Source organism: Micromonospora sp. NPDC047793 (genome assembly GCF_040642635.1).
Taxonomy (GTDB): Bacteria; Actinomycetota; Actinomycetes; order Mycobacteriales; family Micromonosporaceae; genus Micromonospora.
In genome coordinates this window covers 1-24,679 of the sequence record NZ_JBEYSG010000031.1, presented here as the reverse complement: position 1 = coordinate 24,679, position 24,679 = coordinate 1, and the positions used below count along the sequence as shown (strand labels likewise).

The 24,679-nt window shown below is 70.8% G+C and carries 25 protein-coding genes and 2 tRNA genes; 17 read left to right on the top strand and 10 right to left on the bottom strand.

The window, feature by feature from the left end:
• Window positions 1-312 precede the first annotated feature (312 nt).
• From ABZ738_RS32225 to ABZ738_RS32200, 6 genes are all read left to right on the top strand, one after another.
• Window positions 313-747: a RidA family protein gene (locus tag ABZ738_RS32225; protein WP_131057719.1), complete on the top strand. Its 435-nt coding sequence runs from the start codon at window positions 313-315 to the stop codon at window positions 745-747.
• On the top strand, window positions 740-1,264 hold the full coding sequence (locus ABZ738_RS32220; protein ID WP_131057720.1) for a 3-hydroxyanthranilate 3,4-dioxygenase: 525 nt from the start codon (window positions 740-742) through the stop codon (window positions 1,262-1,264). The genes ABZ738_RS32225 and ABZ738_RS32220 overlap by 8 nt, the downstream gene beginning before the upstream one ends.
• 2 nt (window positions 1,265-1,266) lie before the next feature.
• Window positions 1,267-2,283, top strand: coding sequence for an amidohydrolase family protein (locus ABZ738_RS32215; RefSeq protein WP_176095043.1), 1,017 nt, complete (start codon window positions 1,267-1,269; stop codon window positions 2,281-2,283).
• A gap of 145 nt (window positions 2,284-2,428) precedes the next feature.
• Window positions 2,429-3,892, top strand: a complete 1,464-nt coding sequence (locus ABZ738_RS32210) for an amidase (RefSeq protein WP_357219619.1) — start codon at window positions 2,429-2,431, stop codon at window positions 3,890-3,892.
• Between the two features lie 70 nt (window positions 3,893-3,962).
• Window positions 3,963-4,247: a hypothetical protein gene (locus tag ABZ738_RS32205; protein WP_131057828.1), complete on the top strand. Its 285-nt coding sequence runs from the start codon at window positions 3,963-3,965 to the stop codon at window positions 4,245-4,247.
• The gene (locus ABZ738_RS32200) at window positions 4,234-4,647 is read left to right on the top strand and encodes a DUF5130 family protein (protein ID WP_131057827.1); all 414 of its coding nucleotides are present in this window, start codon (window positions 4,234-4,236) and stop codon (window positions 4,645-4,647) included. The genes ABZ738_RS32205 and ABZ738_RS32200 overlap by 14 nt, the downstream gene beginning before the upstream one ends.
• A gap of 115 nt (window positions 4,648-4,762) precedes the next feature.
• On the opposite strand, the gene pepN is transcribed toward ABZ738_RS32200, so the two are convergent.
• On the bottom strand, window positions 4,763-7,312 hold the full coding sequence (pepN, locus tag ABZ738_RS32195; protein ID WP_176095982.1) for an aminopeptidase N: 2,550 nt from the start codon (window positions 7,310-7,312) through the stop codon (window positions 4,763-4,765).
• 218 nt (window positions 7,313-7,530) lie between these two features.
• Between pepN and ABZ738_RS32190 the strand changes: the two genes are divergently transcribed.
• From ABZ738_RS32190 to ABZ738_RS32180, 3 genes are all read left to right on the top strand, one after another.
• Window positions 7,531-8,154 (top strand): disulfide bond formation protein DsbA, encoded by a 624-nt coding sequence (locus ABZ738_RS32190; RefSeq protein WP_131056477.1) that lies wholly within the window; start codon window positions 7,531-7,533, stop codon window positions 8,152-8,154.
• A gap of 774 nt (window positions 8,155-8,928) precedes the next feature.
• Window positions 8,929-10,134: a DUF1015 family protein gene (locus tag ABZ738_RS32185; RefSeq protein ID WP_357219615.1), complete on the top strand. Its 1,206-nt coding sequence runs from the start codon at window positions 8,929-8,931 to the stop codon at window positions 10,132-10,134.
• Window positions 10,135-10,405: 271 nt separating this feature from the next.
• The gene (locus tag ABZ738_RS32180) at window positions 10,406-10,873 is read left to right on the top strand and encodes a ribose-5-phosphate isomerase (RefSeq protein WP_176095040.1); all 468 of its coding nucleotides are present in this window, start codon (window positions 10,406-10,408) and stop codon (window positions 10,871-10,873) included.
• A gap of 248 nt (window positions 10,874-11,121) precedes the next feature.
• Here the strand turns inward: ABZ738_RS32180 and ABZ738_RS32175 are convergent, their stop codons facing one another.
• Together ABZ738_RS32175 and ABZ738_RS32170 are read right to left on the bottom strand one after the other, a co-directional pair.
• Complete coding sequence (locus ABZ738_RS32175; RefSeq protein ID WP_357219612.1) at window positions 11,122-11,451, bottom strand: hypothetical protein; 330 nt, start codon at window positions 11,449-11,451, stop codon at window positions 11,122-11,124.
• Between the two features lie 19 nt (window positions 11,452-11,470).
• Window positions 11,471-12,703: a GNAT family N-acetyltransferase gene (locus ABZ738_RS32170; protein ID WP_254876965.1), complete on the bottom strand. Its 1,233-nt coding sequence runs from the start codon at window positions 12,701-12,703 to the stop codon at window positions 11,471-11,473.
• A 115-nt stretch (window positions 12,704-12,818) separates the two neighbouring features.
• Between ABZ738_RS32170 and ABZ738_RS32165 the strand changes: the two genes are divergently transcribed.
• Window positions 12,819-13,358: a hypothetical protein gene (locus ABZ738_RS32165; RefSeq protein WP_176095038.1), complete on the top strand. Its 540-nt coding sequence runs from the start codon at window positions 12,819-12,821 to the stop codon at window positions 13,356-13,358.
• A gap of 210 nt (window positions 13,359-13,568) precedes the next feature.
• On the opposite strand, the gene ABZ738_RS32160 is transcribed toward ABZ738_RS32165, so the two are convergent.
• On the bottom strand, window positions 13,569-14,798 hold the full coding sequence (locus ABZ738_RS32160) for a S8 family peptidase (RefSeq protein ID WP_131052527.1): 1,230 nt from the start codon (window positions 14,796-14,798) through the stop codon (window positions 13,569-13,571).
• 124 nt (window positions 14,799-14,922) lie between these two features.
• On the bottom strand, window positions 14,923-15,204 hold the full coding sequence (locus ABZ738_RS32155) for a hypothetical protein (RefSeq protein WP_131052526.1): 282 nt from the start codon (window positions 15,202-15,204) through the stop codon (window positions 14,923-14,925).
• A 48-nt stretch (window positions 15,205-15,252) separates the two neighbouring features.
• Between ABZ738_RS32155 and ABZ738_RS32150 the strand changes: the two genes are divergently transcribed.
• Entirely contained in the window at window positions 15,253-16,041 is a 789-nt protein-coding gene (locus ABZ738_RS32150; RefSeq protein WP_131052525.1) for an AAC(3) family N-acetyltransferase, read from the top strand.
• 17 nt (window positions 16,042-16,058) lie between these two features.
• Here the strand turns inward: ABZ738_RS32150 and ABZ738_RS32145 are convergent, their stop codons facing one another.
• From ABZ738_RS32145 to ABZ738_RS32135, 3 genes are all read right to left on the bottom strand, one after another.
• Complete coding sequence (locus ABZ738_RS32145; protein ID WP_131052524.1) at window positions 16,059-16,508, bottom strand: hypothetical protein; 450 nt, start codon at window positions 16,506-16,508, stop codon at window positions 16,059-16,061.
• Between the two features lie 613 nt (window positions 16,509-17,121).
• Window positions 17,122-17,889: an XRE family transcriptional regulator gene (locus tag ABZ738_RS32140; RefSeq protein ID WP_357219607.1), complete on the bottom strand. Its 768-nt coding sequence runs from the start codon at window positions 17,887-17,889 to the stop codon at window positions 17,122-17,124.
• Window positions 17,890-18,059: 170 nt separating this feature from the next.
• Window positions 18,060-18,133 (bottom strand) — tRNA-Gly (locus tag ABZ738_RS32135).
• Between the two features lie 219 nt (window positions 18,134-18,352).
• Between ABZ738_RS32135 and ABZ738_RS32130 the strand changes: the two genes are divergently transcribed.
• The 6 genes from ABZ738_RS32130 to ABZ738_RS32105 all read left to right on the top strand — a co-directional run bounded on the left by ABZ738_RS32130 (window position 18,353) and on the right by ABZ738_RS32105 (window position 23,785).
• Window positions 18,353-18,426 (top strand) — tRNA-Pro (locus ABZ738_RS32130).
• 161 nt (window positions 18,427-18,587) lie between these two features.
• Window positions 18,588-19,934 carry a trigger factor gene (tig, locus tag ABZ738_RS32125; protein ID WP_131052515.1) on the top strand — a complete coding sequence of 449 codons (1,347 nt, stop codon included), beginning with the start codon at window positions 18,588-18,590 and terminating at the stop codon, window positions 19,932-19,934.
• A 172-nt stretch (window positions 19,935-20,106) separates the two neighbouring features.
• On the top strand, window positions 20,107-20,748 hold the full coding sequence (locus ABZ738_RS32120) for an ATP-dependent Clp protease proteolytic subunit (protein WP_131052514.1): 642 nt from the start codon (window positions 20,107-20,109) through the stop codon (window positions 20,746-20,748).
• 14 nt (window positions 20,749-20,762) lie between these two features.
• Window positions 20,763-21,425, top strand: a complete 663-nt coding sequence (locus ABZ738_RS32115; RefSeq protein ID WP_131052513.1) for an ATP-dependent Clp protease proteolytic subunit — start codon at window positions 20,763-20,765, stop codon at window positions 21,423-21,425.
• A 205-nt stretch (window positions 21,426-21,630) separates the two neighbouring features.
• On the top strand, window positions 21,631-22,926 hold the full coding sequence (clpX, locus tag ABZ738_RS32110; RefSeq protein WP_131052512.1) for an ATP-dependent Clp protease ATP-binding subunit ClpX: 1,296 nt from the start codon (window positions 21,631-21,633) through the stop codon (window positions 22,924-22,926).
• 61 nt (window positions 22,927-22,987) lie between these two features.
• On the top strand, window positions 22,988-23,785 hold the full coding sequence (locus ABZ738_RS32105; protein WP_131052511.1) for a carbon-nitrogen hydrolase family protein: 798 nt from the start codon (window positions 22,988-22,990) through the stop codon (window positions 23,783-23,785).
• 6 nt (window positions 23,786-23,791) lie between these two features.
• On the opposite strand, the gene ABZ738_RS32100 is transcribed toward ABZ738_RS32105, so the two are convergent.
• Both ABZ738_RS32100 and ABZ738_RS32095 read right to left on the bottom strand, forming a co-directional pair.
• Window positions 23,792-24,019: a hypothetical protein gene (locus tag ABZ738_RS32100; RefSeq protein WP_131052510.1), complete on the bottom strand. Its 228-nt coding sequence runs from the start codon at window positions 24,017-24,019 to the stop codon at window positions 23,792-23,794.
• A gap of 460 nt (window positions 24,020-24,479) precedes the next feature.
• Window positions 24,480-24,679: hypothetical protein (locus ABZ738_RS32095; protein WP_357219601.1), on the bottom strand; the 200-nt coding region annotated here is incomplete at its 5' end.

Below are 24,679 nucleotides of genomic sequence, written 5' to 3'. Positions count from 1 at the left end.
TGGCGGCGCAGGTTGGCGGCGATGACGTGGTCGAGCATCCGATCGGAGAGCAGCCGGGTCAGGCTGATGACCAGGGCGGCATCACGGCTGCGCCGGTCGGGCTGCCCGGAACCCCTGACTCGGTTGGCGTTCGCGTTGTTCCGCCGGGTGGGGGTTTGGCTCAGGTGGTTGGCGTTCGCGTTGCTCGGCCGGGTGGGGGTTTGGCTCAGGTGGCTGGCGTTCGCGTGGCTTCGCCCGGTGGGGTGGTCGCTGGGGTGGTTGGGGTTCGAGGCTCTCGGCCGGGTGGTCGGGGTTCGTCGGTGGGGGTGTGGTGTGGGGAGTGACGGGGGGCGGGTGGTTGCGGGGAAGGCGGTGCCTCGGGGGGCCTTTCCGCACGTGAAGGTGGCCGGGGGGTTCGTGTTCGTGTCCGGGACGTCGTCCCGGCTGCCGGACAACAGCTTCGCCGGCGTGTCGGTGGACGAGTTCGGCACCACCGACCTGGACATCCGGGTGCAGACGCGCGCGGTCATCGAGAACATCGGTGACCTGCTGAGATCCGTCGGCGCCGAGTTGACCGACCTGGTGCAGGTGACGTCGTACCTGGTCAACATGAATGATTTCGGTGGGTACAACCAGGTGTGGGCGGAGTTCTTCGACGCCACCGGGCCGACCCGGACGACCGTGGCCGTGCACCAGTTGCCGCATCCCCACCTGCTGATCGAGATGCAAGCCGTGGCCCTGCTTCCCGGAGGAGGTAGTCGTGAGTGAGATCGCCGAGCCGTTCAGCTTTCCCGGCTGGATCGCCGACAACCAGCACCTGCTCAAGCCGCCGGTCGGCAACAAGGAGATGTTCCCCGGCTCCGACGACTTCATCGTCATGGTGGTGGGTGGACCCAACCAGCGCACCGACTTCCACGTCGACCCGTACGAGGAGTTCTTCTACCAGGTCAAGGGCAACATGCACATCAACCTGATGACCCCGGAGGGGCCGCGTACGGTGCACGTGCGCGAGGGCCAGATGTGGATGCTGCCGCGCAACACTCCGCACTCGCCGCAGCGTCCCGAGCCCGGCTCGATCGGCGTGGTGGTCGAGCGGGTACGCGCCGAGGGGACGCTGGAGAAGTTCCAGTGGTACTGCCCCGAGTGCGGGCACAAGGTGCACGAGGTCGAGTTGCAGGTCCGTGACATCGCCGCCGACCTGCCGCCCGTCTTCGGCGCCTTCTACACCGACGAGGCGGCACGGACCTGCGAGCGGTGCGGCACGCTGCACCCGGGTAAGGGCTGACGATGGCGACACCCACCGTGGTGGACGTGCACACCCACGTCGTACCCAGGGGATGGCCGGACCTCGCCGCGGCCTGCGGCGGGTCCGGGTGGCCCTGGCTGCGGGTCGACTCGGAACGCGCGGCCATGATCATGGTGGGGGAGACCGAGTTCCGGCCGGTCGGCGCCGAGTGCTGGGACGCGCCGACCCGCCTCGCCGACATGGCCGCCGACGGGGTGGACGTGCAGGTGGTCTCGCCCACGCCGGTGTTCTTCGGCTACGACCGCCCGGCCGACCAGGCGGTCCGGGTGGCCCGGATCTTCAACGACCTCACCCTGGAGGTCACCTCGGCCGGCGGCGACCGGCTGCTGCCGTTCTGCCAGGTGCCGTTGCAGGACCCGGACGCGGCCTGCGCCGAGCTGGACCGCTGCCTGGCGGCCGGGCACGTCGGCGTGGAGATCGGCAACCACGTCGGCGACCGGGACCTGGACGACGCCGGCATCGTGACGTTCCTGACCCACTGCGCCGAGGTGGGCGCGCCGGTCTTCGTGCACCCGTGGGACATGCCCGGCGGGCCCCGGCTCGACCGGTGGATGGCGCGCTGGCTCACCGGCATGCCCGCCGAGACGCACCTGTCGGTGCTGTCGATGATCCTCGGCGGGGTCTTCGACAAGGTGCCGCCGACGCTGCGGATCTGCTTCGCCCACGGCGGCGGCAGCTTCCCGTTCTGGCTGGGGCGCGCCGACAACGCCTGGCACCGCCGGGGCGACCTGGTACGCGGTGCCTCCGCCGCCCCGCCCAGCAGCTACCTGGACCGGTTCTACGTCGACTCGGTGGTCTTCTCCACCCCGGCGCTGCGGCTTCTGGTCGACACCATGGGCGTCGACCGGGTGCTGCTCGGCAGCGACTACCCGTACCCGCTGGGCGAGCGTCCGGCCGGACGGGTGGTCCACCAGGCCGACTTCCTCACCGACGCCCAGCGCGCCCGCCTGCTGGCCGGTAACGCCCTGCACTTCCTGCAAGGAAGGGCACCTTATTAACGCCTCGTGCATAGCAGGGGTCCCCTCCTAACACCACGTCCCGGCGCTCGGCGCTCGGCACGCAGCGCGCTCGGCACGCAGCCGCCTGGGCGCGTTCCGGCGCGTGACGGGTGCGAGCGGCGGGCCGGCGCGGCAGGATAACGACATGGCCGAGCCGCACGACCTGACCGCGTTGGAGCAGGCCGCCGCGATCGCCCGTGGCGAGCTGACCAGCCTGGAGACGGTCGAGCACTACCTGCACCGGGTCGACGCCCTCGGCGACACGGTGGGCGCCTTCGTCACGGTCACCGCCGAGGCGGCGCGCGAGGCGGCGCGGGCCGCCGACGCCACCCCGGCCGACCGGCGGGGACCGCTGCACGGCGTGGCCACCGCGATCAAGGACCTGACGTTGACGGCCGGCGTACCCACCAGCTTCGGCTCGGCCGCCTTCGCCGACCTGGTCCCGCCGGTCGACGCCGACGTGGTGCGCTTCGTCCGGTCGGCCGGTCTGGTCAGCCTCGGCAAGACCACCACCTCCGAGCTGGGCTGCTCGCTCTACTCCGAGGGGCTGGTGGCCCCGCCGGCACGCAACCCGTGGGACCTGGCGTACACCGCCGGCGGCTCCAGCGGCGGCGCGGCGGCTGCGGTGGCGGCCGGGCTCGTGCCGGTGGCCCAGGGCTCCGACGGCGGGGGATCGGTCCGCATCCCGGCGTCCCTGTGCGGCCTGATCGGCTACAAGCCGAGCCGGGGCGTGGTCTCCGGCGGCCCGCTCGGCTCCGGCGCGTTCGGGCTGCCCACCAGCGGCCCGATCGGCCGTACCGTCGCCGACGTGGCCGCGCTGCTCGACGTGTTCGCCGAGCCGGTGCCCGGCGAGCCGTACCTGCCGCCACCGCCGCCGGCCGACGGCTACCTGGGCGCCGCCCGCGCCGCCGACCCCGGACGGTTGCGGGTGGGCCGGTTCACCGCGCCGATGCTTGCCGACGAGCCGGTCCACCCGGACTGCGTCGCCGCGGTGGACCGGGCCGTGACGCTGCTCACCGCCGCCGGTCACCAGGTGGTCGAGGTGCCACCGCCACTCGGGCCACAGGTCTGGCCGCTGTTCGAGGTCGTCTGGTACGTCCTCTCGCTCGCGCCGGTGCCGCCCGAGCGGGAGGCCGACCTGCTGCCGTTGACCCGCTTCCTGCGGGCCCGGGGCGGCGGGATATCCGCCGGTACGCTCAGCGCCACCCTCGGCGAACTCCAGGCGCAGGTACGCCTCGGCGCGCGCCGTACCGCCGACTGTGACCTGCTGCTCTGTCCCACGTTGGCGTCCCCGCAGGCACCCGTCGGCTGGTTCACCGAGGGGCGTACGCCGGAGGAGGACTTCGACCTGCAACGGCGGTTCTCCCCGTACTGTGCGGTCTTCAACGTCACCGGTCAGCCGTCGGTCTCGTTGCCGGTGGGGGTGACCGCCGAGGGGTTGCCGGTCGGTGTGTTGCTGACCGGTCGGTACGGCGACGACGCGAGACTGATCGCGACGGCTGCGCAACTGGAGGGTCTGTGTGGCGGGTGGGATCGCCACCCGCCGCTCTGGCGGGGCGTGGGCTCCGCTAACGTGAATGGCAGCGGAGTCGGGAGGTCACCACGGTGACCCGCCACCCGGCCCGGTCGAAGTTCTCTCTTTCCGCCTGGGGGCGTTGGGATTGTCTGTAACCGACACCTTGCTGGTCTTCGTCGGCATCCCGGCAGTCGTCGTGCTGGTGATCGCCGGCCTCGTCTACGCGGGCAGCCGCAGTGGTGGCGGCGGTGCCAAGCGGTACCGTCCGGGCCGACCCTTCAGCTTCACGCCGGTGTGGTTCCTCGGCAAGCCGGAGGAGCTGGCCGACTCGGCCGGCACCGCGCTGGCGGCGGGGGCACAGGCGCCCGCGCTGAGCAGCCGCAAGCAGGAACAGGCCGGCGTCGAGGCGCCGGCCGGTGGGACCGGAGGCGCAAGTGACCGTTGGTGAGAAGCAGCCCGAGACCACTCCGGGCACCCCGCCCGACGTGCTCGACGGTCCGTTCTCGACCCGCCAGCTGCTGCGCATCGACGAGGCGCTGCGCCTGGCCGACAGGACCACCGGCCTGACCTTCTCGGTCTTCGTGGGCGGCCTCGACGAGCCGGTCCGCGAGCACGCCGAGCGGTTGCACCGGCAGCTCGCCGACCCGGACCGCTCGGTGCTGATCGCGGTCTCGCCCAACCAGCGGCAGCTGGAGATCGTCACCGGCCGGCACGCCCGCAAGCGGGTGCCGGACACGTACGCCAAGATCGCCGCGCTGTCGATGGTGGCCTCGTTCGGCGGCGGTGACCTGGCCGGCGGCATCATCCAGGGGCTCGACCAGCTCTCCCGGTACGCCGGCACCGCCTGACCGTTCCCGTACGACGAAGCCCGGCCCCACCTGACGTGGGACCGGGCTTTCTCGTCTCCGTGTGGCCTTCCGTGTCCGTGCGGCGGGCCGACCGGCCCGCCGCACGGCGCGCGGGTCAGGCGCTGCGGGCGTCCCGGGCGCGGGCCGCGAGCGCCCGCACCACACCGTCGCGGCCCTCGGCCACCAGCCGGCGCAGCGGACCCGGGTGGCCCTCCTGCGCCAGCCAGGCGTCGGTGGCCTCGACCGTGTCGTCGTCGACCAGGTACGCCGGGTACACCAGCATGGCGAACTCCTGCGCCGGCTCGCTGTCCCGGCGCGCCCAGACCTGCCCGACCGTGTCGAAGTACCGGTCCCGGTAGGGCGTGATCAGTTCGACCTGGGTCGGGTGGGTGAAACCCTGCAACAGCGCCCGGTTCCGCCAGTTCGGCAGCGCCTCGGCACCGGTGAGCTGTGCCCAGACCGCCGCCTTGTTCTCCGCGGTGGGCAGCAGGGCGTGTGCGTACGCGGCCTCCCGCTCGCCGCTGGAGGTCTTGTCGCCGGCCAGCTCGGCCTCGATCTGCGGCCCACCCGCCACACCGTTGGCCACCAGGGACTGCAGCACGCTCCAGCGCAGCTCGGTGTCGATGGTCAGCCCGGCGGTCACCTCGGAGCCGTCCAGCCAGCCGCGCAGGATAGCCAGGTCCTCGGCGGAGCGGGCCGCGGAGACGTACGCCCGGGCCCAGGCCAGCTGGAAGCCGCTGCCGGGCTCGGCGGCGGCGAGCGCGGTCCGCGCGGTCCGGGCCAGGTCGGCCCAGCCGGTCGGCGCCCAGCTCGGGTCGGCGTAGAAGGTGATGGCGGTGCTGACCTGGCGCAGCGTGGCGGTGACCAGGTTGATGTCCCGCTCGGCCGGCAGCCCGGCCAGCACCAGCGCCACGTAGTCGCGGGTGGCCAGCTCGGCGTCGCGGGTCATGTCCCATGCGGCCGTCCAGCACAGCGCGCGCGCCAGCGACGACTCGAAGCCGGCGATGTGCTGCACCACCGTCGCCATCGACCGCCCGTCCAGGCGCAGCTTCGTGTACGTCAGGTCGTCGTCGTTGAGCAGCAGCACGTCGGCCGCCCGCACTCCGGCGAGCTCGGTCAGCTCGGTCGACTCGCCGTCGACGTCCACCTCGTACCGTTCGCGGCGCACCAGGCGACCGTCGGTGAGGTCGTAGAGGCCGACCCCGATCCGGTGGGTCCGCAGCGTCGGGTGACCCTGCGGCGCCTCCTGGCGGACCAGGACCCGCTGGTACGTGCCGTCCTCGCCGATGGTCAGCTCCGGCCGCAGCGTGTTGACCTGCGCCGTCTCCAGCCACTGGGTGGCGAAGGTGCGCAGCTTGCGCCCGGAGGCGGTCTCCAGCTCGGTGAGCAGGTCGTCGAAGGTGGCGTTGCCCCAGGCGTGCTTGGCGAAGTACGCCCGCAGACCCGCCAGGAACGGCTCCTCACCCACGTACGCCACGAGCTGCTTGAGCACGCTGGCGCCCTTGGCGTACGTGATGCCGTCGAAGTTGACCTCGACCGCCTCCAGGTCCGGCATCTCGCAGTACACCGGGTGGGTGGAGGAGAGCTGGTCCTGCCGGTAGCCCCAGTTCTTCCGGATGGACAGGAACGTCGTCCACGCCTCGGTGAAGCGGGTGGCGTGCGTGTTGCACCAGTGGCTGGCCCACTCGGCGAACGACTCGTTCAGCCACAGGTCGTTCCACCAGCGCATGGTGACCAGGTCACCGAACCACATGTGCGCCAGCTCGTGCAGGATCGTGTTGGCCCGCTGCTCGTACTCGTAGTCGGTCACCTGCGACCGGAACAGGTAGTACGACTCGGCGTGCGTGACGCAGCCGAAGTTCTCCATCGCGCCGGCGTTGAAGTCCGGCACCCAGACCTGGTCGTACTTGGGCAGCGGGTAGCGCACCCCGAACTGCTCGTGGAAGAAGTCGAAGCCCTGCGTCGTGATCAGGTTCAGGTCCTCGGCGTCGAGGTACTGCGCCATGCTGGCCCGGCAGAAGTAGCCCAGGTCGATGCCGTCGTGGGCGTACCGCACCTCGTGGTACGGCCCGGCGCAGATCGCGGTGATGTAGGTGCTCATCCGCGGTGAGGTGGTGAAGTGCAGGGTCTTCAGACCCTCACCCGCCGCCTCCTCGCGCTCCACCGGCATGTTGGAGACGGCCTTCCAGTGCTCCGGGACGGTGGCGTGCCAGGTGTAGACGCTCTTCAGGTCGGGCTGGTCGAAGCAGGCGTACGTGCGCTGCGCGTCGGCGGTCTCGAACTGCGAGTAGAGGTAGGTCTCGCCGTCGACCGGGTCGACGCTGCGGTGCAGGCCCTGCCCCGAGCTGGAGTACGCGAAGTCGGCGTCGACGACCAGCGTGTTCTCCTCGGCCAGACCGGTCAGCGTCAGCCCCTTCTCGGCCGACCAGTCGGACAGGTCGACCGGGTCGCCGTTGAGCGTCGCCGAGCGGATCGAGTCCGCGGCGACCTCGATGAACGTGCTGGCGCCCGGCTCGCTGCACCGGAAGCGCACCTCGGTGGTCGATCGGAAGGTGCGGCCACCGGCCGCGTGTACGGCACTGGACAGGTCCAGGTTGATGTCGTACCCGGTCACGTCGAGCAGTCGGGCCCGCTCGGTCGCCTCGACCTGTGTCAGGTTGCGCACTCCCGGCACGTTCGTCTCCATCCCACTATCGCCGCACGTCACGGTCACCTCAGTCGTCGACCGCTCGTGACGGCCGGTCCGGGCCTGAGTCTTCCATGCGTCAACACCCGTCGGTGGGCGAGGTCACGCGGCCCGTTACCGGCCGGTCGCCCCGATGCGGAGTAAAGATGCGTGATAGGCCGGTCGAATCGGCATCTCCGTTGCGAAGGGACCTAAACGTGAACGAGCGTGTCAGTGTCGACATGTGGTTCGACCCGATCTGCCCATGGGCGTGGATCACCTCCCGATGGCTGCTGGAGGTGGAGCGGGTCCGCGACATCGACGTCCGCTACCACGTGATGAGCCTGTCGGTGCTCAACGAGGGGCGGGAGCTGCCCGAGGCGTACCAGGAGATCATGAAGACCGGGTGGGGCCCGGTCCGCGTCTGCATCGCCGTCGGGCAGCGGTACGGCCCGGACGCCGTGCGGAACCTCTACACCGCCATGGGCACCCGGATCCACCTCGGCAAGGAGGCGCGTGGACCGGAGTTGTACGCCGCCGCGCTGACCGACGCCGGGCTGGACCCGGCGCTGGCCTCGGCGGCCGACGACGCGAGCCTCGACGCGGCCCTGCGGGAGAGCCACGAGGCGGGGATGCGTCCGGTCGGCACCGAGGTCGGTACCCCGGTCGTGCACGCTCCGGGTCCGGACGGCAAGCAGGTCGCCTTCTTCGGCCCGGTGGTCACCCCGGCACCCAAGGGCGAGGCCGCCGGCCGACTCTGGGACGGCGTGATGCTGGTCGCCGGCACGCCCGGCTTCTTCGAACTCAAGCGCAGCCGCGACATCGACCCCATCTTCACCTGACCCACCTTGGGTGTAAGGAAGGGCCCCCTGCTAACGCCTCGTGTATAGCAGGGGTCCCCTCCTAACACCGCTGCCGCCGCCGGACGCTGCCGCCGCCGCGTGCTGCCGCTACCGCCGTTGCGCGTCACCGCCCGCTCTGTGGGCTCGTTTGACCAGGTGTCCGCAGCGGCGATCCGGCGGCCCGTAGCCACGGCTGCCGACCGCACACCGCAGCTCGTGGAGGTGTAGCCATGGCCAAGCACCGTGCCCCCGTCGACGATCTCCAGTGGTGGGAGGAGCGCGGGAGCGGCGCGGACCGACCGGCGGTCGACCTGCGCTGGCCCGTCACCGGAAAAGGCCCTTCCGGCGGCCTGACCCGGGTATCCGGGTCGGGTGTGGTGGGCGTGGCCCGGGTCCCCGTGACCTCGCGTCTGACCCCACCGGACCGGGACCTACGCGACCAGGGCCCACCGCCGGGACGGGTACGCCCCACCGCGCTGGTGACGCCTCAAGGCCCGCAGCACACACCCCCGGGCCAGCACCACACACCCCCAAACCCGCAGCACACGCCTGTCGGCTGGCAGCACAGACCACCCCCAAGCCGGCAGCACGGGCCTGTCGGCCGGCAGCACTCGCCCGTCGGCCGACGTCAGGCGCGCATCGAGCCGGAGTGTTAACAAGGGCCCCCTGCTCTACCTGAGGCGTTAATAAGGTGCCCTTCCTTGCGCGCCAACTGGTGGACGTCGTGCGGGTCGGCGGGAGGCGCGGTCATCGCCGCCGGTAGCGTCAGTGGACATGACGGTCGTGCACCCGATCAACCGGGCCTGGATCACCACGGGCGGCACCGGCGCCCAGAACTACGACGAGTTCGCCGACGACGCGGAGATCACCGCGATCATCGAGGCGAACCCGCAGAGCGCCCTCGGCATCGAGATGCCGCACCGGGCTCCGGAGAGCCTCGGCAAGTCCTTCGCCGACGCCCTGCCGGAGGCGGCGACCCGGCTGGCCGAGGCGAAGGCCGACGGCAGTTACACGCCGGCCGAGCAGGTGGTGGTGCTGTACCGCATCAGCGCACCCGGTGAGGACTCCGCGTACGGGCTCTGGGTGATGGTCGACACCGACCAGATCTCCACCCGCGCCGACGAGCCGGGTCTGGTCATCCGCAACGAGGACGTCTTCATCGCCAAGGTGCGCGAGCGCGTCGCGCTGGCCGAGACGCTGGGGCACCTGCTCTCGCCGGTGCTGCTGTTGCAGACCGGGCGGGGTGACGAACTGCACGCCGCGCTGGCCGCCGCCACCGACTCGGCCGGTGCGCCCGCCGCCACCGACACCGACCAGGCCGGGCGTACGCACGCCATCTGGCTGCTCGGCCCCGGGCCGCGCCAGGACGAGCTGACCGCGCTGGCCGGCGGCGGCGAGCTGGTCGTCGCCGACGGCAACCACCGCAGCCTGGCCGCCCAGACCGGTGGCCTGCCGCGCTTCCTGGCGGTCGTCACCACGCCCGCCTCGGTGGCCATCCAGCCGTACAACCGGCTGGTCAGCGAGCTGACCACCACGCCCGACGAGCTGCTCGACCGGCTGCGCGCGGCGGGTGCCGAGGTCACCGACGTCACCGGTCCGGCCGAGGTCCCGGCCACCGGCGGCACCGTCGTGCTCCAGCTTCCCGGCCGGGCGTACGCGGTGACGCTGCCGCACACCGGCACCGACCGGCTGGAGAACCTGGACCACGCCCTGGTCGAGCGGCTGCTGCTGCGCGACGCCCTGGGGTTGGACCCGGGCGACAAGCGGATCACCTACGTCGGCGGTGACTACCCGGCGAGCTGGCTGACCGGTGAGGTCGAGGCCGGTCGGGCCGAGTTGGCCGTGCTCGTCGCCCCGGTGACCGTGGACGACTTCGTCGCGGTCAACCTGGCGCGGGAGAAGATGCCGCGCAAGAGCACCTGGTTCACCCCGAAGGCGCGGGGTGGCCTGGTCGTCGCCGAGCTGGTCGACCGCTCCTGACGTAGCCGCCGGCCCGCCCGTCGCCGCGGGCGCGACCGACTTCGGCTCGCCGCCCGCCGTCACGCGAATCCGGCCCCGCCCCGCCATCACGGCCGGGCGGGGCCGGCGCGCGTTGCGGGACGGCGGGCCGCCGGCACCGGTGAAGGAGGGCAGGCCCCCGCAGCGGGCGGGGAACCGGTCCCGCGGTGAGCCGCGACACGGGCTCCCGCTCAGCGGGTCACCACACCGCCCCCGATCGGTGCGCCCCGGCGGGCCTGACAGACTGCCCGGTATGCGCGTCTACCTGGGATCCGATCACGCCGGTTTCGAGCTGAAGGTGCACCTGGCCAACCACCTCGCCAAGGAGGGCTACGAGGTGGTCGACGTGGGTCCGCACGCCTACGACCCGGACGACGACTACCCGGCCTTCTGCCTGCACGCCGGCACGCGGGTGGTGGCCGACGAGGGCAGCCTGGGCGTGGTGATCGGCGGTTCCGGCAACGGCGAGCAGATCGCGGCGAACAAGGTGGCCGGGGTGCGGGCGGCGCTGGCCTGGAGTGTGGAGACCGCGCAGCTCGGGCGGCAGCACAACGACGCCAACGTGGTCGCCGTCGGCGCGCGCCAGCACACTCTCGACGAGGCCACCGCGATCGTCGAGGCGTTCCTCACCACCGCCTTCTCCGGCAGCGACCGGCACGCCCGCCGGATCCACCAGGTGGCCGACTACGAGCGCACCCGCGAGCTGCCCGACCTGCCCTGAGCTGGTGCGGTGTCCAGAAACGTTCACCGGGCCGCGCCGGGTCCAGACGACGACCGGCGGCGTTGGAGTCGGGCCTGGATACAACACCGGTATCCAGGCCCGACTCCGCCTTGCCGGACCGCCGCCTGGACCTCGCCGCGACACCGCCAACGTTCCTGGACACCGCACTAGCGACCGGTCGGGTCGGCCGGTCGTACTCGCACATGCCCGCGGAACCCGGCCAGGCCCGGACGTGTCGCCGGGTGCGGTCAGCGGCGGGGCAGCTCGTCGCGGGGGGTCCAGTTCCGGCGGACGATGACCATCCGGGCGGCCGCCTCGGCCAGGTCCTCGTCGGTGGGCCGGGCGGCGTCCCGGGCCCGCATCGCCGCGGTCACGTTCACCTGCGACGAGCCGGAGCCGACCAGCCCGCGCAGCCCCCGCTCACCCTCGTCGGCCGAGCCGCCGCCGCGCCGTCCGCGCGGCGGCGGCTCACCGCTGTCGTGCACGTTCGCGGTGGTCGCGGTGGGACCGCCGTCGACAGGAGTGTCCGGCCCGCCGTGGTGCCGGTGCCGTCGCCGTCGTCGCTCCACGTCCGCCATCCCTTGACCGTACCCGTCGTCAGAACACCTCCAGGGCGGACGCGGCGCGGTGCCAGCCGAAGGCGGGTCCGGCGGCGGCCAGTGCCCCCGGGCGCAGCTCGCGTACCCGACCGGCGTCGGCCAGCGCGGCCAGGCCGACGCCGCCGAGGAACAGTTCGCCGAGGCACCGGACGTCGCAGGCGAGGTCCGCCGGATCGTCGGTACGCGTGCAGTCCGCCTTCTCCGGCCCGCCGTGCAGCCGCCAGCGGCCGGTGTTCTCGGGCAGCAGGTCGTCGTCCACCTCGATGACCACGTCGACGTCGGTGGCGTAGCGCCGGGCGGAGAGCGCGGCCGGCACGTCCACCACCCGTACCCAGAGCGCGTCGCTCACCTGGGCGACGAGCATGCGCGGTTCGTTCACCATCCGCAGCAGCGGCTCGTCCACCGCCGCCCGCCGGGACACGACCTGCCGGGTCAGGTCGATCGAGAGCAGCATGCGCCAGATCGCCCGGTACGCCTCCGGGGTGGCCGCCACCACCTCGTCGACGGTGGTCACGCCCTTCGGGCCGGCGTTGTTCCACTCGCCCTTGGTGCGGAACAGTCCGTAGCCGTCGACGCCGTCCAGGCCCTCGTGCAGCACCACCCGCAGCTCGGTGGCGCCGTCGCGCTGCGACTTCGGGTCCATCAGCACGTACCGCCACCAGCGTTCGTCCCGCGACGACCAGCCGGGCCGGTCGCCGCGCACCCGGTCGTAGACCGTCGCCAGGTCGGCCTGCCGGTCGGCGGGCCGCTCCAGGCGGAGCCGGCCCTCGTCCGGCGTCGGTGCCGGCAGGCGCAGCTCGGTCGTCTCGCCGTTGATCATCAACCGTTGGGCGGCCAGCCCGTACCCGAACCGGGGGTAGATCCGGCCCTCGCTGGCCCAGAGCACCGCGACCGGCTCCCGCCCGGCGTCGTGGATCTCCCGGAGCTGCCGGCGCATCATCGCGCTGAGCAGGCCCTGCCGCCGGTGGGTCGGCGCGACCCCGACCAGCGTGACGTGCGCGGCCGGCATCGCGCCGCCGGGCACACCCAGTTCCCGGGTGTACGCGGCGGCGCTGGCCACCAACTCCGACCCGTCGCGTACCACCAGGGCGCGTTCCGGCTCGAAGATCGCCCGTTCGGTCTCGTGGGCCTCGGAGTCGACCTCGTGGTGGAAGAGCACGCCGAGGAAACGGCCGATGTCGTCGTAGTCCTCGGGGCGGCCGGCGCTGATGGTGGGAGCGAAGGTGTTCACCGCTCGTGTCTAGCTGATCGACGCGGGTCGGGCGACCGATTTGCGCGCTCGTTACTCTCGAAGTCTCCAGCGGTGGCCGGTGGCCGCCGCCGGTCCAGGGGGAGGGAACGACGACATGGCCGACCAGACGCAGCCGTGGGCGGAGCGCACCGTCGAGGTGCCGCCGCAGTCCGATGCGGGCATTCCGGCCCAGCGTGACCCGTACCGGCGGGGTGTGGCCTCGGTCGGTGCCCGAGCGCCGCGCACCGAGCCGTTCCCGGTGGTGGACCACGAGCCGACCGGCACCGGCTGGCCGGGCGAGCCCGCGCCGCGCCGGCCGCTGAGCTGGCACGTGGCCCAGCTCAAGCGGGGCGGGGAGTGGAGTGCGGCCGGCGCGCTGGTCGCATTCGTGTGCTGGGGGATCTGGGCGATCTCGGGCGGTGGTGACCTGGTCGGCCCGTTCCTGATCTTCATCCTGAGCCTGCTGGTCGGGGCCGGTCTGTTCGCGCTCACCCGGCTGATCGGTCGGCTGGTGCTGGAACGGCAGCTCGGTCGGGTACGCCGCAGCGCCCGGGGCGCGCACCTGGTCACGGCGATCTTCCTGACCGGTCTGGGCATCGCCTACCTGCAACAGACCCAGTGGATCGTGGACGCCTGGAACTGGCTGTTCAGCTGAGCCCGACGCCGCGACGGGACACCGCGCGGACACCGGGCGGGCCGACCGTACGGCCGACCCGCCCGGAAGCGGTCGCGCAGCCCGCGACCGAGGTCGTCACTCCACCAGGACGGCGGCCTGCTTACCCGGCGTGACGCGGTTCATCCCCCGGTGCCCGGCACCCGTCCGTGCTGTCCGCCCGCTGGGCCTGCGCGACCGGTCACCGGCCCGTCACGGGCCGCAGTAGAGCAGCCGGTTGGGGGTGCCGCTGCTCACTCCGCCGACCACGCCGACCGTGGCGCGCCCGGTCAGGTAGGCGGCGACCTGGGCCGGGCTCCAGCCGGGGTTGGCCTGCAGGGCGAGGGCGGCGCATCCGGCGACGTGCGCGGTCGCCGGTGACCCGCCGCTGAGGGTGGCGGTGGCAGTGTCCGAGGTGTGCCAGGTCGAGGTGATGTTCGCGCCCGGCGCGTACAGGTCGAGGCAGGAGCCGTAGTTGCCCGACGGCATCCGGGCGTCGGTGATCGTGGTGCCGGCGGCGGTCAGTGCGGCCGGTACCCGGCCGGGCGAGTAGGCGCAGGCGTTGCCGTTGGCGCTGCCGGCGGTCACCGCGTAGGTGATGCCCGAGGCGATCGAGGCGGTCACCGCCGCGTCCAGCGCGCTGCTCGCGGCACCGCCCAGCGCCAGCACCGCCACCGCCGGTCGGACGGCGTTCGCGGTCACCCAGTCCACGCCGCCGATGACCTGGGCGATGCTGCCACTGCCCGCACAGTTGAGCACCCGCACCGGGTGCAGTCGCACCCGCTTGGCCACCCCGTGCAGGGTGCCGCCGACCGTGCCGGCCAGGTGGGTGCCGTGCCCGTTGCAGTCGTCCGCCGGCAGGCCGTCCACCAGGTCTACGCCGGTGCCGACCCGTCCGCCGAAGTCCCGGTGGGTGCCGCGCACCCCGGTGTCGATCACGTACGCGCGCACGTCCGGCGCGGTGTTCGGGTACGCGTACCGGCCGTCCAGGGGAAGGTTCCGCTGGTCGATCCGGTCCAGTCCCCAGGACGGCGGATTGAGCTGCACCCCCGGGTCGGCCAGCGCCACGATCCGGTTCTGCTCGACGAAGGCGACCGCCGGGTCGGCGGCGAGTCGACGGGCGGCCGGCTCGCTCAGGCGTACCTCGAATCCGCGCAGCGCGGCGGTGAAGATCCGGTCGACGCGTCCGGCGTACCGGTCGGCCAGCCGGTCGGCGACGGCTGCCGGTGTGACGCCGGTACGCGCCGTGGACTCGTCGTGGAGCACGACGAGATAGCTGCCGGGGACGGCGGTGGCCGAATCGGCGTACCTGATCTCGCCGGTGGCCGGAGCCGCGGCGGCTGGCGTGCCGGTCAGCGGGACCAGGACGGCGGCGGTGAGCAGGACGGCGAGGGACGCGCGGGTGACGGCCGGACGTCGCCGGAACGGACGGGGGAGTGGCATGGTTCCTCCTCCTGGCTGCGCCCCCGGCCGGGTTCTCCGGTGGAGGCGTCGACGGTAGCCAGGATGGTACCGAGATATCCACGAGAGTGGATTGATCCGGGAGGTTCGGCGCACACTCGATCCGTCACTCCGCCAGGTAGCCGGTCGCCGGATCGATCTCGGCGAGGAACTCCCGGATCGCCTGCACCAACTCGTCCCGGGTCAACGCGAGTCCGCCCGAGTTGGTCAGTCCGAAGCCGTAGTCGTTGCGCCCGTTGAGCCAGTCGAAGTCGTACGACCCCGGCCGACCGGCCTGCGTGCTCACCCGGAACTGCTCACCGTCGACGGTCAACAGCACCGACTCCCGGTCGTCGTCCTCCGGCCGCAGGTGCTCCGGCACCAGGCCCGGTTCCGGCTCGTCCGACATGCCCGCTCCTCCCCGCCGGAGCTGCTGCTCCGGCATAAACTGTGTCCAATGGACCAGGCGAGACCGCACACCGTCCAGTCGATTAGCGCCGACCTGCGTGCGCTCGGCGTCGACGCGGGTGACGTCCTGATTCTGCACTCGTCCAACCGCAGCCTCGGGTTCGTGGCCGGAGGCATCGAGGCGCTGGTGCGCGCCCTGCTGGCCACGCTCGGTCCGGACGGCACGCTCGTCGTCCCCACGCACACACCCCACAACACCGACCCGGCCGGCTGGCAGCATCCGCCCGTACCGGAATCGTGGTGGCCGGTGATCCGCGAGCAGACCCCCGGCTTCGACCCCGCCCGTACCCCGAGCCGGTGGATGGGCGCCGTCCCCGAGGTGGTGCGTACCTGGCCGGGCGCCCTGCGCAGCGACCACCCGCAACTCTCCTTCGCAGCCCTCGGCGCGGACGCCGCCGACATCGTCGCCGGCCACCGCCTCGACGACGCGCTCGGCGAGACCTCACCGCTCGGCGCGGTGTACCGGCGCGACGGCAAAGTCCTTCTGCTCGGCTGCGGCCACGACTCCAACACCTCGCTGCACCTGGCCGAGTGGCGGCACCCGTCGTCCCCACGCGCCGCCACCGGCTCCTCGGTCCGCCAACCCGACGGCATGAGCCGCTGGACGACCTGGGTGGACGTCGTCACCGACGAGAGCGACTTCATCCGACTGGGCGCCGACTTCGAGGCCACCGGCGCGGCGACGATCGGCCGCGTCGGCAACGCCACGGCCCGGCTGATGTCCCAACGTTCGCTTGTCGACTTCGCCACCACCTGGATGGCCGCCCACCGTGGTTGACCGGCTGGGGGAGACCGTCACGGAAGATCGCCGTAGAAGTCCTCGTCATCGTCGTCCGGCGGCAGCGGCGTCTGCCACCACAGGTCGACGAGGAACGTCTGGGCGTCGCCGTAACCGCTCCGATGGACCCGGACGCCGTACACCCCGGCATCCTGCGGAAGAGCGACCTCCGCCGCCGCTCCGGCAGTGATCTGCTCGACGAGCAGCTCACCGGTCGGGCAGTGCAGATCAAGCTGTCGACACTCGTCCCACGAGCCACGATCGGGCTCGGGCTCGCCGCCCCAGACCCGTAGCTCAAGGCCCACACTCCGTGGATCCGCCGGCGCCCGCACGACGATCTGGTACGTCGACGCACCGGCTACGTGACCCTCCGAATCCCGGTACGACTCCCTGTCGTCACCGGCATCGCACCACGCGTCCCGGAGAAGAAAATGCCCGTAGAGGATGCTGACCACGATGTGACGCACGGCGAGAGGCTGCATACGGTCAAAGGCTGGCACCACCGTCCGACACTCCTGTGTGAACGCTCTTCCCCAAGAGTCACTGCACAGTGGCCGGCGGAGCTCGTCGAGACCAAACCTCGCCCGCTTGGAGGTAGGCCGTCCTGGGTCGCTACGCCGAGCCCATCGACTTCACTACGATGGCCCTGCCCTTGGCCGGCACGTCCCCCACGCTGTTGAATCGGCCCGTGCGCTCAATGCTTCAGCTGCCCATCTGGGTCTACTACAGCGGCGTCCTCCTGTTCACCGGCCTACCAGTGGTCGCGTTTCTGTTACTGGGCAGTCATAGCCTCGTGATGCTCACCCTCGCTGGAAATCTCTACGCTGCCGGCTTGGGCCGTAAACTACTGTGGGAGCGCCTTGGGCGTCCGGAAATCCCGCCCAGGGCGGGCCACAACGCCAACCGGTAGCATCCGCAGCGATCAGCCGGGGAGCCACTGAAGATCGTCTACCGCTGTTTCGGTCATCGCTTGCCGGCCGGAGGCCGCCAGCAGGCCGAGCGCGACGGGCGCGCCTCCGCCCGAACCCATCATTCCCCGGTCCTGGTCATGCCTGGCAGCCGCCGCGAGATCGAAGACACCTACGCCGTGTCCTGACTGGGCCGCTGTTCGTACAGCATGGACCTTGCTTCATTCGTGACCTGCGCAAGCTGGCCGGCGGTGAGGCGCCTGGCGTCCCAGATCAGTGAGGCCACGTCTTCTACGGCTGGGTTGACCATTGTCGTTCCGCCGGCTTCGAGGCCGGTCAGAGCGGCCAGGTCGTCGGCGGGTACGGCCAGCAGGGCGGCGAAAGCGGCGACCAGGTCGGCGGTCAACTCCTTCTCGCCTCGGCCGATCCGCCCGATTGTGGAGGCGGCGAAGTAGTGGGGCGTGACCTGGGCAAGACACTTGGCCGCTCCCATCCAGCCGAGGTTCCGGTTGTGGAGCATCCGCAGGATCATGGCGCCGGGACCTGGTGGATACCGCTCATAAGGCGGCGGGGGTGGGGACGGCTGAAGGCGGTCCATCTGGGGCAATGAACGGAGGCTCTCACGTAGCCCGGTTCGCTGTTGCGCCGGAAGCCGTACCGCCGCTGAGACCAGAGACACGACCCCACTACGGGCCTCTGCATCCAGGGGCGTCAAATCATCCGGCACTGGCAGGCCCGCGATCACGAACAGGTCTGCGGTGTGCAGGTCGAGCGCGGGCGCCAGGCGCCGGAGCAGTACGGGGCTCGGTGCGTCGCCGTCGATGACGGCACGAAGCTCCACGTCCGATATGCCAGCCTGTTGGGGCGGGGCGCAAGGAGTCAGGTTCCGGTGATTCAACAGGCGGGTCAGCGGTGACGTCTGGCTTGACCTGCTGCTCATCCGGACATGCTAGGACGCCTCCCAGGTCCGGAGTCGGCTGCTGTCGGACTAGGACTCTCCGTATCGCGCGAGAGGCTCACATTCGACCTTGCTCATCACGAGCGGGACCGGATCGCCATAAAGAACGGCCCAGGCTGGGCGAGAACGCCGCTGACCTGGGCCGGTGTTGCTGGAGCGGGCGACGAGAATCGAACTCGCACCGTCAGTTTGGAAGACTGAAGCTCTGCCATTGAGCTACGCCCGCGTACGCCCCGACGGATCAGGGCGCGCCGACAGCGTACCCAATGCGCGTCTGCCCCGCGCGGCCGTATCCGGTGCGGCGTCCGCGCGGTCGTCGGTGCGGCGGTACGGATGGCCGGGGATGGTGGGTAACGGCCGCGATGTCCTGTTCATCCCGTTCGGCGCGTTGGGTGACGCCCCGGCATCCCTTTGTCGGACCGACGGCATAGACTGCACGTCGCCACGGGGTGTGGCGCAGCTTGGTAGCGCACTCGCTTTGGGAGCGAGGGGCCGTGGGTTCAAATCCCGCCACCCCGACTGCCGCTCGCGGCCGGGTCGACCCGGGCGCCGGTCACCGTTCCGGGTCCTGCCGTTCGTGCGGTTCCCGGGCGCTGCCGGCCCGCCGTGCCGGCTCGCCTACACTCTATGGGCTGTAAGAGCGCCCCAGAGACAACCGAGATCCGTCAAGGAGTACGCCTGTGAAGAGCACCGTCGAGACTCTGAGCCCGACGCGCGTGCGGCTCGCCATCGAGGTGCCGTTCGTCGAGCTCGAGCCGAGCCTCAAGAAGGCGTACCGGGAGATCGGTCAGCAGATCCAGATTCCCGGCTTCCGCCGGGGCAAGGTCCCGTCCGCGATCATCGACCAGCGGGTCGGCCGGGGCACCGTGCTCAACGAGGCGGTGCAGGAGGCGATCCCGCAGAACATCCTGAGCGCGGTGCGCGAGCACGACCTCAAGACCCTGGGTCGCCCCGAGGTCGAGATCACCGAGTTCAACGACGGTGACTCGCTGAACTTCACCGCCGAGGTCGACGTCCGGCCGGAGATCACCCTGCCCGACCTGGCCAGCATCGAGGTCACGGTCGACGAGCTCAAGATCGACGACAGCGAGATCGACGAGCAGGTGAAGAGCCTGCGCGAGCGCTTCGCCACCCTCAAGACCGTGGAGCGGCCGGCCGCCGAGGGCGACTACGTGCAGATCGACCTGCGGGCGACCGTCGACGGCGAGGAGGTGCCGGGCGGCTCGGCCAGCAACATCTCCCACGAGGTGGGCAGCAAGCAGCTCCTGCCGGGCCTGGACGAGGCCGTGGTCGGCCTCTCCGCCGGCGAGGACACCACCTTCACCACCCAGCTCGTCGGCGGCGACTTCGCCGGTCGGGACGCTGACGTGGCGGTGACCGTGCGGACGGTCAAGGAGAAGGAGCTGCCCGAGCTGGACGACGACTTCGCCCAGCTGGCCAGCGAGTTCGACACCATCGGGGAGCTGCGCGACGACCTGCGTGAGCGGGTCACCCGGGGCAAGCGGGTCGAGCAGATCTACGCCGCCCGGGACAAGGCCCTCGAGCAGCTCGTCGAGGTCGCCGACGTGCCGGCGCCGGAGGGCGTCATCCGCGACGAGGTGGAGAGCCGCAAGCAGGCGATGGTCGACCAGCTCGAGCGCATCGGCGCCTCGATGGAGGACTACCTCTCCGCCGAGGAGAAGACCGAGGAGCAGATCGACACCGAGCTGACCGAGGCCGCCACCCAGGGCGTCAAGGTCCAGCTGCTGCTCGACACCCTGGCCGACGCCGAGGACACGCAGGTCTCCGACGACGAGTTCGGCCACGAGATCGTGCACCGCGCCCAGCGCGCCGGCATGGCCCCCCAGCAGTACTACGACCAGCTGGTCCGCTCCGGCACGGCCGGCGCGGTCTACGGCGACGTGCGGCGGGGCAAGGCGCTCGCCTCGGTCATGGAGCGCGTCAAGATCAAGGACTCGGCCGGCAACGAGGTGAGCCTCGACGCTCTCCGTGAGGCGAGCGAGCAGGAGCACGCGCACGAGCACTGATCGCGGGGGTGGGCCACCGTCCGCCGGTAGCGGTGGGTGGTGGCCCGATTCCTTTGCCGGGTACGCCTCTCAGGGGTCCTGCGCTGAGAGCGAACAGTGCCCGGACCGGGGCTCTGCCGCCCGGCGCAGCGGTTAGTGTCGGACACGACGGTACGGAGAGCGAAGGGCTGCCATGACCGACATGCACATCCCAGCGAAGCCGCTCCGGGCGATTGACGCCCGTGGCGGTGACACCATTGGCAACCTCGACGACTCGGTCTACAACCGGTTGCTCAAGGAGCGGATCGTCTTCCTGGGCAGCGAGGTGACCGACCAGGTCGCCAACCGCATCTGCGCGCAGCTGCTGCTGCTCGCTGCGGAGGACCCGGACCGCGACATCAACCTCTGGATCAACTCGCCCGGTGGCTCCGTCTACTCGGGTATGGCCATCTACGACACCATGCAGTTCATCGACAACGACGTGTCGACCGTGGCGATGGGCATGGCGGCCTCGATGGGCCAGCTGCTGCTCTGCGCGGGCACCAAGGGCAAGCGCTACGCCCTCCCGCACGCCCGGATCATGATGCACCAGCCCTCCGGTGGCATGGGCGGTACCGCGGCCGACATCGCGATCCAGGCCGAGCAGATGCTCTACACCAAGCGGATGTTCCAGGAGCGGGTCGCCTCCCACACCGGCCAGTCCCCGGCGCAGATCGAGGCGGACTCGGACCGTGACCGTTGGTTCACCGCCCAGGAGGCCGTGGACTACGGCTTCATCGACAAGGTGATCACCGGGGCCGCCCAGGTTCCCGAGGGCGCCGGGACCCTGAGCTGATCGAGGAGCAGACGATGACCGACCTGAGCCTGCCGCCACAGTTCGCGGCCGTGCACAACCGCTACGTCCTGCCGTCGTTCGTGGAGCGCACGTCGTACGGGGTCAAGGAGTCCAACCCGTACAACAAGCTCTTCGAGGACCGGATCATCTTCCTCGGCGTCCAGGTGGACGACGCGTCGGCCAACGACGTGATGGCCCAGCTGCTCACCCTGGAGGGGACCGACCCCGACCGGGACATCATCATGTACATCAACTCGCCCGGTGGCTCGTTCACCGCCATGACGGCGATCTACGACACCATGCAGTACGTCCGGCCGGACATCCAGACCGTGTGCCTGGGTCAGGCCGCGTCCGCCGCCGCCGTGCTGCTGGCCGCGGGCACGCCGGGCAAGCGGATGGCGCTGCCGAACTCGCGGATCATCATCCACCAGCCGGCCACCGAGGGCGGCTACGGGCAGGGCTCGGACATCGAGATCCAGGCCCGGGAGATCCTGCGGATGCGGACCCAGCTGGAGGACATGCTCTCCCGGCACTGCAACCGCGCGGTCGACCTGGTCCGCAAGGACATCGACCGCGACAAGATCATGACGGCCGAGGAGTCCCGCGAGTACGGGCTGGTCGACACGATCCTCACCAGCCGCAAGAAGGGACTGCTGGCCGCCAACTCGGCCAGCTGACCGTTACCAGGCCAGAGGCCGGCGGGGTCTGTTGCCCGCCGGCCTCTGACACACCCGTTTTGGGGGTCGGAGAAAACTCCGACAGCGGGTAACGTCGGGTCCGTACCACTTAGCCGGGCGACCGGCGGGGTAAGAAGACGGGCGGAGCGTAAGCGTCCGCAGGTCGTGGCCGGGGCTCCGGCCGATGAGTGCAGGGAGAACGTAGGTGGCACGGATCGGTGACGGTGGCGACCTACTCAAGTGCTCCTTCTGCGGTAAATCGCAGAAGCAGGTCAAGAAGCTCATCGCGGGCCCTGGGGTCTACATCTGCGACGAGTGCATCGATCTCTGTAACGAGATCATCGAAGAGGAGCTGGCCGAGTCCGGCGAGGTGAAGTGGGAAGAGCTTCCCAAGCCGATGGAGATCTGCCAGTTCCTCGACAACTACGTCGTGGGGCAGGAGCAGGCCAAGAAGGCGCTCGCCGTCGCGGTCTACAACCACTACAAGCGCATCCAGGCCGAGGCGGCCGGTGCGCCGGGCTCCGGTAACGACGGCGTCGAGCTGGCCAAGTCGAACATCCTGCTGCTCGGTCCGACCGGGTGCGGCAAGACGCACCTGGCCCAGACGCTGGCGCGGATGCTCAACGTCCCGTTCGCCATCGCCGACGCCACCGCCCTCACCGAGGCCGGCTACGTCGGCGAGGACGTGGAGAACATCCTCCTCAAGCTGATCCAGGCCGCCGACTACGACATCAAGCGTGCCGAGACCGGGATCATCTACATCGACGAGGTCGACAAGATCGCCCGGAAGTCGGAGAACCCGTCGATCACCCGGGACGTCTCCGGCGAGGGCGTGCAGCAGGCGCTGCTGAAGATGCTCGAAGGCACGGTCGCCAACGTTCCCCCGCAGGGCGGCCGGAAGCACCCGCACCAGGAGTTCATCCAGATCGACACCACCAACGTGCTGTTCATCTGCGGTGGTGCCTTCGCCGGGCTGGACCAGATCATCGAGGCGCGTACGGGTCACGGCGGCACCGGCTTCGGTGCCCGTCTCCGGGCCGTCTCCGAGCGGTCCACCGACGACATCTTCAGCCAGGTCATGCCCGAGGACATGCTCAAGTTCGGGCTGATCCCCGAGTTCATCGGCCGGCTTCCGGTGATCACCAGCGTGCGCAGCCTGGACCGCAGCGCGCTGGTCCGCATCCTCACCGAGCCCCGCAACGCGCTGGTCCGTCAGTACCAACGCCTCTTCGAGCTGGACGGCGTCGAGCTGGAGTTCGAGCACCCGGCGCTGGAGGCGATCGCCGACCAGGCGATGTTGCGTGGCACCGGTGCCCGTGGTCTGCGGGCGATCATGGAAGAGGTCCTGCTCTCCGTGATGTACGAGGTGCCCAGCAACCCCGACGCCGCCCGGGTGCTCATCGGACGCGACGCGGTGCTGGAGAACGTGAACCCGACCATCGTCCCGCGCGAGTTCACCGGCCGTCGGGCGCGGCGCGAGCGCGAGGAGAAGTCGGCCTGATCGGGCCGGTGCCAGGTGCTCGCGCTGCCGTCCACGGCAGTTCGGTCGTACGCTGGCAGGCATGCGCGTCGCTGTCTGCCAGCTGAACTCCCGGGACGACCGTAAGGCGAACCTGGTCGCCGCCGAGGCCCTGATCGATCGGGCGGCCGACGCCGGCGCCGACCTGGTGCTCCTCCCCGAGTACGTCGACTACCTCGGCCCGTCGAAGGGGATGCCTGCGGCGGAGCCGGTCGACGGCGAGGTCGGCCGGTTCTTCGCCGACGTCGCCCGTCGACGGGGTGTCTGGCTGATCGCCGGCTCGTTCCACGAGTCCGGCCCGGACCCCGAACACACCTGGAACACCACGCTGGTCTTCGACCGGTCCGGCACCCTTGCCGCCAGCTATCGCAAGATCCACCTGTACGACGTGGAGATCCCCGGCCGAGTCTCGTACCGGGAGTCCGCCACGGTGGCACCCGGTGACCGTCCCGTGGTGGTCGACGTCGAGGGCGTACGCGTCGGCCTGTCGATCTGTTACGACCTCAGGTTCCCGGAGCTCTACCGGCAGCTCGCCTCCGGCGGAGGCGCCCACCTGCTGGTGGTGCCGGCGGCGTTCATGATGCACACCGGCCGCGACCACTGGGAGGTCTTGTTGCGTGCTCGCGCGATCGAGAACCAGTGCTTCGTCGCGGCGGCCGGCCAGACCGGCGACCACGAACCCGCCCGCACCTGTTACGGCCGGAGCATGGTGGTCGACCCCTGGGGTTCGGTGCTCTCCCAGGTGCCCGACGGTCCCGGATTCGCGGTGGCCGACATCGACCTGACCCGGCTGGAACGTATCCGGGAAGAGCTGCCGAGCCTGGCCAACCGGCGGATGTGAACGGCGCTACCCCTGTAGCAGGACGCCCACCAGTGCGAAGCCGGCGATGGCGGCGGCGGTCACCAGTAATGCCGTACTCATCCGCGACGGGCCGCGCTTGATCAGACGTCCGATCGAGGCCACCACCGCGAAGAGCACGAACGCACCGATGATCAGTTGCCAGAACGGCAGGAGAAGCCCGAGTAGCGCGTCCTCGGCGAGGACCGGACTGGCGGGCCGGGACACGTCATCCATGCCAGACACTCTGGCACGTCCTGGTCTGTCCCGGTCGTCGCCGACAGGACAGGTTCCACCGCAGGGTGGTCGAGTGCCGACGGGGGGAGACCCGGGGAGACTGGCATTCGCCTTCGCAGCCCCCGGCCCGGCCCGACTGGCCCCACGGACAAGACCATCGACGGATCCTGATTTGCCTTCTCCGGGACGTCCGCGTAACTTTCTCTCTGCACGAGGGAGGCCGGGGCAAACCGGCCGAGAACGGGCGCCAGGATCGAGTCGACACCGTCGACCTGAGACTGAGACCGGGTGGTGCGAGAGACTCCCTAAGACGGAGTTGCGATCGCGAAGCCAACCGGGTAGAGTGCTGAAGCCGGCAGGGAGCCGGGTGGGTCGCCAGAGATGGTGATCGCCGGTCTGCCGCTTCCCGCGACAGAAACGACCGCCCGATGGGCGTGCGTCAGCGCGGGTCCCGAGCAAGCTACAGAGTAAAAGTCTGATTCTTCAGGTTGCACTCCGAGAGCGGCTCAGATAGTTTGGAGCGGTTGCCCCAGACGCGGTCAGGCAGAAATGCAGGATCGTGGTGTGGTGTGTGGTTGTTCTTTGAGAACTCAACAGGGTGCTTGATAAGCCAGTGCCAAATTGTTTTATGATGCCCCGTGCCAACTTTCGGGTTGGTGG